Origin of the sequence: Streptomyces anatolicus, from assembly GCF_019400875.1 — a bacterium.
GTDB lineage: Bacteria > Actinomycetota > Actinomycetes > Streptomycetales > Streptomycetaceae > Streptomyces > Streptomyces anatolicus.
In genome coordinates this window covers 1-9,890 of the sequence record NZ_WMBF01000227.1, presented here as the reverse complement: position 1 = coordinate 9,890, position 9,890 = coordinate 1, and the positions used below count along the sequence as shown (strand labels likewise).

At 68.8% G+C, this 9,890-nt stretch carries 13 protein-coding genes and 1 tRNA gene; 3 read left to right on the top strand and 11 right to left on the bottom strand.

Features of this window, described 5'->3' with window-relative positions; all coding sequences use genetic code 11:
• Positions 1–79: 79 nt before the first annotated feature.
• The 6 genes from GKQ77_RS19945 to GKQ77_RS19920 all read right to left on the bottom strand — a co-directional run bounded on the left by GKQ77_RS19945 (position 80) and on the right by GKQ77_RS19920 (position 4,038).
• Positions 80–985 (bottom strand): RNA polymerase sigma factor SigF, encoded by a 906-nt coding sequence (locus GKQ77_RS19945; protein ID WP_125513837.1) that lies wholly within the window; start codon positions 983–985, stop codon positions 80–82.
• Positions 986–1,229: 244 nt separating this feature from the next.
• On the bottom strand, positions 1,230–2,144 hold the full coding sequence (locus GKQ77_RS19940; RefSeq protein WP_308117722.1) for an RNA polymerase sigma factor SigF: 915 nt from the start codon (positions 2,142–2,144) through the stop codon (positions 1,230–1,232).
• Positions 2,145–2,410: 266 nt separating this feature from the next.
• Positions 2,411–2,704 carry a Dabb family protein gene (locus GKQ77_RS19935; protein ID WP_219690279.1) on the bottom strand — a complete coding sequence of 98 codons (294 nt, stop codon included), beginning with the start codon at positions 2,702–2,704 and terminating at the stop codon, positions 2,411–2,413.
• 46 nt (positions 2,705–2,750) lie between these two features.
• The gene (locus tag GKQ77_RS19930) at positions 2,751–2,930 is read right to left on the bottom strand and encodes a hypothetical protein (RefSeq protein WP_125513834.1); all 180 of its coding nucleotides are present in this window, start codon (positions 2,928–2,930) and stop codon (positions 2,751–2,753) included.
• A gap of 425 nt (positions 2,931–3,355) precedes the next feature.
• Positions 3,356–3,796, bottom strand: coding sequence for a PIN domain-containing protein (locus tag GKQ77_RS19925; RefSeq protein WP_219690278.1), 441 nt, complete (start codon positions 3,794–3,796; stop codon positions 3,356–3,358).
• Positions 3,793–4,038 carry a type II toxin-antitoxin system Phd/YefM family antitoxin gene (locus GKQ77_RS19920; protein ID WP_219690277.1) on the bottom strand — a complete coding sequence of 82 codons (246 nt, stop codon included), beginning with the start codon at positions 4,036–4,038 and terminating at the stop codon, positions 3,793–3,795. The genes GKQ77_RS19925 and GKQ77_RS19920 overlap by 4 nt, the downstream gene beginning before the upstream one ends.
• Before the next feature lie 160 nt (positions 4,039–4,198).
• Between GKQ77_RS19920 and GKQ77_RS19915 the strand changes: the two genes are divergently transcribed.
• Both GKQ77_RS19915 and GKQ77_RS19910 read left to right on the top strand, forming a co-directional pair.
• Positions 4,199–4,399 carry a hypothetical protein gene (locus GKQ77_RS19915; protein ID WP_219690276.1) on the top strand — a complete coding sequence of 67 codons (201 nt, stop codon included), beginning with the start codon at positions 4,199–4,201 and terminating at the stop codon, positions 4,397–4,399.
• 48 nt (positions 4,400–4,447) lie between these two features.
• Positions 4,448–6,685: an N-6 DNA methylase gene (locus GKQ77_RS19910; protein WP_219690275.1), complete on the top strand. Its 2,238-nt coding sequence runs from the start codon at positions 4,448–4,450 to the stop codon at positions 6,683–6,685.
• A gap of 94 nt (positions 6,686–6,779) precedes the next feature.
• On the opposite strand, the gene GKQ77_RS19905 is transcribed toward GKQ77_RS19910, so the two are convergent.
• The 4 genes from GKQ77_RS19905 to GKQ77_RS19890 form a co-directional block, all read right to left on the bottom strand.
• Positions 6,780–6,867 (bottom strand) — tRNA-Ser (locus tag GKQ77_RS19905).
• Positions 6,868–6,927: 60 nt separating this feature from the next.
• Entirely contained in the window at positions 6,928–7,359 is a 432-nt protein-coding gene (gene tadA, locus GKQ77_RS19900) for a tRNA adenosine(34) deaminase TadA (RefSeq protein WP_219690281.1), read from the bottom strand.
• Positions 7,360–7,419: 60 nt separating this feature from the next.
• A complete protein-coding gene (locus tag GKQ77_RS19895; protein ID WP_308117721.1) occupies positions 7,420–7,974 on the bottom strand; it encodes a tRNA adenosine deaminase-associated protein in 555 nt (184 codons plus the stop codon).
• A 203-nt stretch (positions 7,975–8,177) separates the two neighbouring features.
• The gene (locus GKQ77_RS19890) at positions 8,178–8,348 is read right to left on the bottom strand and encodes a hypothetical protein (RefSeq protein WP_219690273.1); all 171 of its coding nucleotides are present in this window, start codon (positions 8,346–8,348) and stop codon (positions 8,178–8,180) included.
• A 98-nt stretch (positions 8,349–8,446) separates the two neighbouring features.
• Between GKQ77_RS19890 and upp the strand changes: the two genes are divergently transcribed.
• Entirely contained in the window at positions 8,447–9,082 is a 636-nt protein-coding gene (gene upp, locus GKQ77_RS19885) for a uracil phosphoribosyltransferase (protein WP_125513831.1), read from the top strand.
• A gap of 23 nt (positions 9,083–9,105) precedes the next feature.
• Here upp and GKQ77_RS19880 read toward each other — a convergent pair whose 3' ends face one another.
• The gene (locus GKQ77_RS19880; RefSeq protein WP_219690272.1) at positions 9,106–9,771 is read right to left on the bottom strand and encodes a LytR C-terminal domain-containing protein; all 666 of its coding nucleotides are present in this window, start codon (positions 9,769–9,771) and stop codon (positions 9,106–9,108) included.
• Positions 9,772–9,890: the final 119 nt, after the last annotated feature.

Here is a 9,890-nt window from a genome sequence, read left to right as displayed (position 1 = left end):
GGCTGGGGGTCGCGGGGGACGGCGGCATCCCCTCCATGCCGCCACCTCACGTCCGCGGAGCGGAAGTTGAGGGAACAGGTCAGTCCGAGATGAGGCCATCCCGCAGCTGCGCCAGCGTCCGCGTGAGAAGGCGGGACACATGCATCTGGGAGATGCCGACCTCCTCGCCGATCTGCGACTGCGTCATGTTCGCGAAGAAGCGCAGCATGATGATGCGACGCTCACGCGGCGGCAACTTGGCGAGCAGCGGCTTGAGCGACTCGCGGTACTCGACACCCTCGAGGGCCGTGTCCTCGTACCCGAGCCGGTCCGCGAGGGAGCCCTCGCCGCCGTCGTCCTCGGGGGCGGGGGAGTCGAGCGAGGAGGCGGTGTAGGCGTTGCCCACCGCGAGGCCGTCGACGACGTCCTCCTCGGAAACCCCGAGCGCCACGGCGAGTTCGGGCACGGTCGGGGAGCGGTCGAGCCGCTGGGCCAGCTCGTCGCTGGTCTTCGTCAGCGCGAGCCGCAGCTCCTGGAGGCGGCGCGGCACCCGCACCGACCAACTGGTGTCGCGGAAGAAGCGCTTGATCTCACCGACGACCGTCGGCATCGCGAACGTCGGGAACTCCACGCCCCGTTCGCAGTCGAAACGGTCGATCGCCTTGATCAGGCCGATCGTGCCGACCTGGACGATGTCCTCCATCGGTTCGTTGCGGCTGCGGAAGCGGGCCGCCGCGTACCGCACGAGGGGGAGGTTGAGCTCGATGAGCGTGTCGCGTACGTAGACACGCTCGGGGCTGTCCTGGTCGAGCGCGGCGAGCCGCAGGAACAGGGAGCGGGACAGGGTCCTGGTGTCGATGGCTTCCGGAGCCGACGCGCTCTGGAGAGCGTCGGGTGCGCCCTGAGGAGCGTCGGGTGCGCTCTGAAGCGCGTCGGGCGCGGATTCGCTCGGGCTCTTGGTGAGCGTGAGCGTGAGCACCTTAGAGCTGCCCTGGTCTGCGGACATGCCACCCCCTTGAGGTCGCGGACGGTCGCGGCGGGCGCTCCCGTCGGAGGAACGCAGCCTCCACCTGAATACCGGAGGTGGGGCTACGGCAAACGCGGTTCCAGCAGAATGTCACATGTCGGCAACACGCTGTAGTTACTTGTCGACAAACAAGGGTGACATCCGTGCAGGAAAGAGGGGGTCTGGGCCGATTGGGCAGGCGGTTCCGTCGGCAAGAGTCCCGACAGGACTCCACTCGATACGGTTACGCCTCGATCCGATTTGCGGATCGAAGCCGCGCGAAGCTCCTGGCGAGCAGTCTCGACACATGCATCTGGGAAACGCCCAGTTCGGCGCTGATCTGTGACTGCGTCAGATTGCTGTAGTAACGGAGCAGCAGGATCCGCTGTTCGCGCTCGGGCAGTTGGACGAGGAGATGGCGTACGAGATCGCGGTGCTCGACGCCGTCGAGTGCGGGGTCCTCGTAGCCGAGCCGGTCGAGCAGTCCGGGCAGCCCGTCGCCCTCCTGGGCGGCTTCGAGGGATGTCGCGTGGTACGAGCGCCCGGCCTCGATGCACGCGAGCACCTCCTCCTCGGTGATGCGCAGCCGCTCGGCGATCTCCGCGGTCGTCGGGGAGCGCCCGAAGGCGGTGGTGAGGTCCTCGGTCGCCCCGGTCACCTGCACCCACAGCTCGTGCAGCCGGCGCGGGACGTGGACCGTACGCACGTTGTCGCGGAAGTACCGCTTGATCTCGCCGACGACGGTCGGCATCGCGAAGGTGGGGAACTGCACCCCGCGGTCCGGGTCGAACCGGTCGATGGCGTTGATGAGCCCGATGGTGCCGACCTGGACGACGTCCTCCATCGGCTCGTTGCGGCTGCGGAAGCGGGCGGCCGCGTACCGCACGAGCGGGAGGTTGGCCTCGATGAGGGCGCCGCGCACCCGGCCGTGCTCGGGGCTGCCCGGCTCCAGCTCCTTGAGCTGGCCGAAGAGGACCTGTGTGAGGGCCCGGGTGTCGGCACCGCGGGTGCTGCCGGCGCTCGGGGCGGGCTTGGCGGGCGGGGTCGTACCGGCAGGTGGGGTCGTCTGCGCGGGCGTGGCCGGATTCGCGGGCGGGGCCGTGTTCGTGGGCGGAGCCGTATTAGCGGGTGGAGCCTCAGGCGCAGTACTGGCCGGCACGGTCAACGCCACCCCTTCTCAGTCAAGCCCAGTCGAGCCCAGTCAAGCGACGTTCAAGTGACGTCAAGCTCGATCGACCTCAGCTATTCCACCGATCGACCTCGGTCAACTCATCCGTCAAAAGCGGTCATAGCATCACAAGACATGTGCACTGTGTGCAAGCACCTGATAACTACGTGTTGAGGGGCAAGTTGGGGTACGAGACGCGGAACGGCCCCGCACCATCGCGGTGCGGGGCCGTTCCGGGAGCCCCCGGGGCGGGCGGCTCAGAACTCGTAATCGGCGATCACCCACGTGGCGAACTCCCGCCACAGCGCGACGCCCGCCTGGTGGGCCGGGTGCTCGAGGTACCGCTTCAGCGCATCGGTGTCCTCGACCGCCGAGTTGATGGCGAAGTCGTAGGCGATGGGGCGGTCGGTGATGTTCCAGTCGCACTCCCAGAAGGTCAGCTCCGGGATCTGCTCGCCGAGGGCGCGGAAGGCCTTGACGCCCTCGACCACGCGCGGCTCGTCGCGCCGTACACCGTCGTTGAGCTTGAAGAGGACCAGATGGCGGATCACGGACACTCCTTGGAGAGGGCTGAGGCCTGACGGCGTCGGCGGCCGCTCAGTCCTTGCCTCCGTTGGCGACCCACGTCATGAAGTCGCCGATGCTCTGAGCGGCGCTCGAAACACCTTCGAACCCTATCTGCACGTAGTCGGCGGCCTTGGCGGGGTCGGTGATGATCACGTAGAGCGCGAAGACGACCACGACGAAGAGGCCGAGCTTCTTCCACTGCACCGCCACGATCCGGCCTCCCCTTACCCACGCCCCGTGTGACCCCTGTGACCGCCGTGAGTCTAACCCGCCCCGTACTCACCAGGCTTTTAAGGACCAACGGCCCGACGGCAGAGGCCCTTTGCCCGCCCTGCCCGGCTGCCGCGGGGCGCAGCATGGAGGGTGAGCCCGGCGGATCTGGCAGGAATCCCCGGGCAAGGGACTGGCCCCACTGCGGGGTCCGCGCCGTCCGCTTCCCCCCGACGGCGGCGCCGACTTGAGGGCTGGTCCTCACCGGGGGAAGCGGCTTGTCCCCCCGATGCCGCTTCCCCCGTCCTGACGGAAGAGAGCCCCCGGCGCCTTCATGGCGCCGGGGCTCTCCGCACGTCGGCCGGGTGTGCACGGGTGAAGGCGCGTACGAGTGAAGGCGAGTACGCCCCGGTGCGCCAGGAGTCCTAAAGATCGTCGGGCAGCAGTCGGAACGCTTTGTGCCCCGTGAGCGGCCGGACCATGCGGAAGTGGCGGTCGGTGGTGAACAGCACCTCGGTCCCGTACGCGGCGGCCAGGGCAACGTTCATGGCATCGGTCATGCCGATGCCCTTGCCTCCGTCCGCGTCGGCGTAACCCTCGGCGACGGCGATGGCCGTGCTCAGATGAGCGGCGACTGCCGGCACCTCGAACCGTCGGGTGGCCACATAACGCTCGATGAACCGTGCCGCGGTCAGGGCTTTGCGCGCTCCGACCCGTTCCGAGACCAGGTAGTCCAGCTCCGCCAGCACCATGGGTGAGATCACCAGATGACTGATCGAGGCCAGTGCTTCTTTGTGGGCTTCATGCCCGGTAAGACGTGGGTCGAGGAGGCGGTACAGGGCGTTGGTGTCGGCAATGGCGATCACGCTTGCGTGCCCATCCCCTTCAGCGTGTCCTCGATCTCCTCATCGGTGAGATCGGGAAGGCTGAGATCGGGAAGGTCTATCGCCCCCATGGGGTCGATGGGGTAGGGCGGAACGTCGTCGGTGATGGGCACCACGCGTGCGACCGCGACGCCGTTCTTGGTCACGGTGATGGTCTCGCCCCGTGCCGCGGCGGCGAGGATATGTGACGACTTCTGGTTGAACTCCCGAGCCGTGGTCTCCATGTACTACATGTTACTACTTCACCTCTATGGGGTCCGTCTGTTTCACGAGCGGGCGTCGCGCCCCTTAACAAAAATGTACGCATCGCACTGCGCTTGTGTCCGGTCGATCTGTTCGCTACGGTCGTGACGCCGCCTCAATACCAAGCCAGGGAGCCTTGCCGTGCCCAGCCTCGCCGTAGTCCTGAACGCCGTTGCCCTGGTGCTCGTTCTCGCGTTGCTGGCCGCTGCCGGCGCGGGCAAACTCGCTCGGCTGGACGGCGCCACTTACCCGACGGCACTAGGACGTGCCGCTTTCGCATTCGTCGCGGTCCTGAGCCTCGCCGCCGCGCTGGTCACGACTTTCGACGCGGTCCTGACCTGAGGTGGGTGACCGCGGCGTGGCCTACCGTTTGATCTGGAGGAGGAACTCGTGACGGACCTGGGGCTTCTTCTGGTGACCCGTGCTGACATCGCGCGGCTCGCGGGAGTGAGACGTCCTGCTGTGACCAACTGGGAGCGGCGGCACGGCGACTTTCCCGAGCCGGAGTCGTCCTCCAGCCCGACGGGCACCGATGTCTTCCGGGCGGACGAGGTAGCGGCCTGGCTGGACCGGCGTACGGTGCCCGCGAATGTGCGACGTGACGAAGAGCTGGCGGGTACGACCTTCGGGGATCGCTTCCGAGGGGCACTGGGAGGCGGAGACTTCAGCGCGCGGGAGTTCGTCCGTAGGCTGACGACGGAAGTGGACCGATTCCGCGGAGAGTTGCGCGCCGACGAGCACATGCTGCTCCTGCTCGCGCTGGTCCACGTATGGGGGGATGTTCCCGGAGCCCGCGCTTCTGTCCCGCTCCTGCGCACCGCTCTGCGTGCCGCACTCAACCGCGACATCGGAAACCGCGAGCAGCTCGCCGCCCTAGCGGAGGTGTTCGGCCGACAGGGGCCGAGGACCCGACCGGAGTGCGCGGCGGTATTCGACCTGCTGGTGGACCGGTACCGGAACGAATTCGGCCAGCGCGCGGGAAGTGAGTTCTTCACACCGAAGTCCGTGGCGCGCACGATGGCGCGCCTGCTGGTTGCCTCCAGGACCAGGGTGAGTCGTATCCACGATCCCTTCTGCCGTGCGGGGGAGGCGCTCGCGGCCGTACTGGCCGAACTGCCCGACTCCCAGGTGAGCCCGCGTGTCACGGGTACGACCCCGAGCGAGGCCGCCCTGCGGCTCGCCACCATGAACCTGTCTCTGCACGGAGTGCGGGGGGCTGAGTTCCATCTGGGCATGGAGACGGAGAGTCCAACGGGCGCCTCCCCATGGCCGGGCGCGGCCGACTGGATCGTGACCAACCCGCCTTTCGGCCAGAAACTGCCTGCCCCGGAACAGGAGCAGAGGACCTGGCGTTATGCCTCACCTGGCTCACGCGGCGACTTCGCGTGGCTCCAGCACGTGGTGGACCAACTGGCCCCCGGCGGGAAGGCGGCCGTGGTCATGCCGCAGGGCGCCGGGTTCTCCGGTGGCCGGGCGGGACAGATCCGTGGCGCGATGATCCAGGACGGCGTTGTGGAATGCGTGGTGGCGCTGCCGTCGCAGTTGTTCGCCAGCACAGGGATCCCGGTCGATATCTGGATTCTGACGGGTGCGGAAGCTCGGCGCGAGGAAGTCCTCTTCGTCGACGGCTCGGAGTTGGGCAGCATGACTGGCCGGGCCTTGCGTGAGTTGTCCGAGGACGAGACGGACGCGATGGTCGACGCCTACACCGCTTGGAAGCACGGGACGGAGCGTAGAGAGTCCGCTCAGCCCGGAGCTGTTTCGGTGCCCAGCAGAGCCCTCAGCTTTGAGGAACTCCGGAGCCATGACTACCTGCTCACCCCCCGCTCCTTGACCGTTTCGCAGCACACGCTCGCGAACCCTGACGTCCCCGAGCATGTCCTGGCCACCCGCGCGGCCCGGCTGGAGTCCGCCGCGGAACGGTTGCGGACTCTGGATGACCGCCTGGAGCGGTTCAGGACCGCGTGGAGGCAGAACTGGGCTCGGACCGCGGTCGGCAATTCCCGGCCGAGCGCTCTGTCCGACTGGCGCCAGGAGCGGCTCGGCGATCTCGCGGAGGTCATGGTCGGCCCAGGTGGGCAGCGGCGGGACAGTTTGAGCGGCGGGGAGCAGGGGGTCCCCATGGTTCGTCCCGCAGACGTACGTGGACAGCGCATCCGGCATGACGGGACAACCCGGGTTCCCGAGCGTGAGGCGGAGTCGCTGAAGCGGTACACGCTGCGAGCCGGCGACTTGGTGATGACGCGTACGGGCACGGTGGGCCGCTGTGCCCTGGTCACGGAAGCGGAAGAGGGCTGGCTGTTCGGCACCCATCTTGTGCGGCTCCGCCCCCACGAACCCTCGCACTCCGCCTATCTTCTCGGGTTCCTGGCACGTCCCGACGCGCAGCGCTGGATCAATCAGCGGGCCAGGGGGACCGCCGTACAGTCCGTCTCCGCCAAGGAACTGCACGAGCTGCCCGTTCTGCTGCCACCGGTGGAGGAAAGGCGCGAGATCGGACTGATGCTGAGCACTCTCGACGAGCAGCGACAGGCGCACACCGAACTCGTGGCGGCACTCGACGTGTACCGCGCGGAGCTTGCTGATCTGCTCATGTCCGGTTGGGTCTCGCCTCCAGTTCGCAACTGACAGACGCGGGTTCCCTCCACGCATGAGGGGCGCCCATGCGTGCACGCAAAACCCCCCTGATACACGTTTCCGCGATCAGGGGGGTGTTGAGAAGCGGTAGCGGTGGGATTTGAACCCACGGAAGGGGGTTACCCTTCACTCGCTTTCGAGGCGAGCTCCTTCGGCCGCTCGGACACGCTACCGAGATGAACTCTAGCCCAAGGTGGCCCGTGTTCTGAAATCCGTTCGGCGGGCTCTCTGTATCACCGGTTCCGGAAGAAGTCCGTCAGCGGGGTGGCGCACTCCTCCGCGAGGACTCCGGGGACGACCTCGGGGCGGTGGTTGAGCCTCCGGTCGCGTACGACGTCCCAGAGGGAGCCCACCGCTCCGGCCTTGTCGTCCCGCGCGCCGTAGACGACCCGGTCGACGCGGGACTGCACGAGCGCGCCCGCGCACATCGTGCAGGGCTCCAGCGTCACGACGAGCGTGCAGCCGGTCAGCCGCCACTGCCCCAGCTCGGCCGCGGCCCTGCGCAGGGCGAGGACCTCCGCGTGCGCGGTGGGGTCGCCGGTCAGCTCGCGTTCGTTGTGCCCCGCGCCGAGCACCGTCGTGCCGTCCGGGGACAGCACGACGGCGCCGACGGGTACGTCACCGCCCCTGCCTGCCAGCCCGGCCTCGGCCAGAGCCAGCCGCATGGGCGCCCGCCAGCGGTCGCGTACGGGGTCGTATGGGGTGAGGTGATCCACACCTGGAACCTAGCGGACCGCTTCTAGCACCTCCGCCGCGCCGAGGATGTCGGCGATCGAGTTGAGGGCGTCGCCGGGCTCGAGCCCGAGCAGGTCCTTCTGCGGGACGCCGAGGTCGACGAGGATCGCCGGGTCGCCGAGCGGGCCCGCGGGCACCGCGTCGCCGGGCTCGGCGGGCCCGTCCACCTCTTCGTCGACGGAGTCCTCCGGTTCTCCGTCCTCCGTACCGTCGAGATCGAGGGCGTCGAGGTCGGCGACCGTGTCGTCGGCCCCCGGGTCGCGGCCGAGCATCTCGTCGGTGAGCAGGATCTCCCCGTACGAGCTGCGGGCTGCGGCGGCGGCGTCCGAGACGTAGATACGAGGGTCTTCCTCGCCGTCCACGCGGACGACGCCGAACCACGCCTCTTCTTGTTCGATGAAGACGAGCACTGTGTCGTCGTCGTAGTCGGCCGTGGCTTCACGGGCCAGATCGGCCAGATCCGCCAGGGTCTCCACATCGTCGAGCTCCGTGTCGCTCGCTTCCCACCCGTCTTCGGTGCGCGCGAGCAGTGCGGCGAAGTACACCGTGACTCTCCCACTGGTCATAGGCAGTGCCGGTTGGCGGTTTGGGGTCCCCCCGGCGAGGTCGGGGAGCGGGGAGTGCTGTGTCGAGCCCCGCCCATTCGGAATCGTGGCAGAAACCGCGCCGTCAGGAGAGGTCTTCGGGCCGCTGTGTCCGCGTCGCGTTCATCCGGTGCCCCCGCGGGGCCCGCCGGACGCCGGGGCGGTCACCAGCGGAACGTACGCATGCGCATCTGCTGACGCATCCGTGCCGCCCGGGCGCGGCGCGGCTTCACGCGGTCCCGCAGCTCGATGGCCTCGGCGCGCTCCCGCAGGAACTGGGCGCGGCGCCTGCGGCGCTCGGCGTCGGTCTCGTCGTCCGGTTTGCGTTCCCCCATGGGCCACACCACCTCGCTTCGTACGTCCCCACCTTCCCCCGGTCGGACGTGTTGATGCCAGCGCGGCGCCGGGGCGGCGCCCGGTTACTGTTGATGCCATGCGGATCCACGTCGTCGACCACCCGCTGGTGGCGCACAAACTCACCACGCTGCGCGACAAGCGCACCGACTCCCCGACCTTCCGGCGTCTCGCCGACGAGCTGGTCACCCTGCTCGCGTACGAGGCCACCCGGGACGTGCGCACCGAGCAGGTCGACATCGACACCCCCGTGACGAGGACGACGGGCGTCAAGCTGTCGTACCCCCGTCCGCTGGTCGTGCCGATCCTGCGCGCCGGCCTCGGCATGCTCGACGGCATGGTGCGGCTGCTCCCCACCGCCGAGGTGGGCTTCCTGGGCATGATCCGCAACGAGGAGACCCTGGAGGCCTCCACGTACGCGACGCGCATGCCCGAGGACCTTTCCGGGCGCCAGGTGTACGTCCTCGACCCGATGCTGGCCACGGGCGGCACGCTCGTCGCGGCGATCCGGGAGCTGATCAAGCGCGGCGCCGACGATGTGACCGCCGTGGTGCTGCTCGCCGCCCCCGAGGGCGTCGAGGTCATGGAGCGCGAGCTGGCGGGCACGCCGGTGACGGTCGTGACGGCCTCGGTCGACGAGCGGCTCAACGAGCAGGGCTACATCGTGCCCGGGCTCGGCGACGCGGGGGACCGGATGTACGGGACGGCGGAGTAGCGGCGAAGTAGCGGCGGCGGCGGTCAGCAGGTCTTTCCGCCGTTGGACGGCGTGGGCGTCGGCTTGGGCTTGGTGAGTTCCGCCAGGGCCTTGTCGGCGTCCTCTTTTTTGGCCAGATCCTTGAACTGCGTGCCGAGGATCAGGTCGACCTCGCCGCCCTTGCGGGAGTCCGTCTTGTGCTCGGCGCCCACGAGCTGCGTGCCGAGTACGGGCAGGGCGGTGTCGGCGGCCGCCTTGGTGCCGAGCAGTATCCCGGTGCCCTTGACCTTCTTGTCGAACCGCTCCGGCGCGTTGCCGACCTCGCCGATGGCGAAGCCGCGCTTCTTCAGCTCGTCGGCGGTGTTCTTGGCGAGGCCGCCGCGGGGCGTGGCGTTGAAGACGTTGACGGTGATCTGGCCGGGCTTGGGCAGCGGTCTGGGCTTCACCTTGGGGTCGGGGCCCGGTTTGTGGGGCTTGTCCCGCTTGCGGTCGCACTCCGGGGCGGCGGGTGCCGCGGCCGAGGCCTTGTCGCCGCCGGAGAAGACGTGGATGAGCTGCAGCGTGCCCCAGCCGATGAGGCCCACGGCGGCGGCGGAGGCGATGACCGCGAGCACGAGCCTGCGGCGGCCGCCGGTGCGGCGCATGCGTGGGTATTTGTCCCCCGTGATGCGGTACTTGCCGCCCATGCCGGGGGGAGTGAGCATGCTCATGGGCGCAGCGTAGTGGGGCGGGGCGGCGATGCCTACTAAATGATCATTGACCGGGGGGCAGTGCAACCCGAAAGGGCCAACGGGGACGTGGCCGGAGGGGCAGGCTCGGGGCTCCGGCG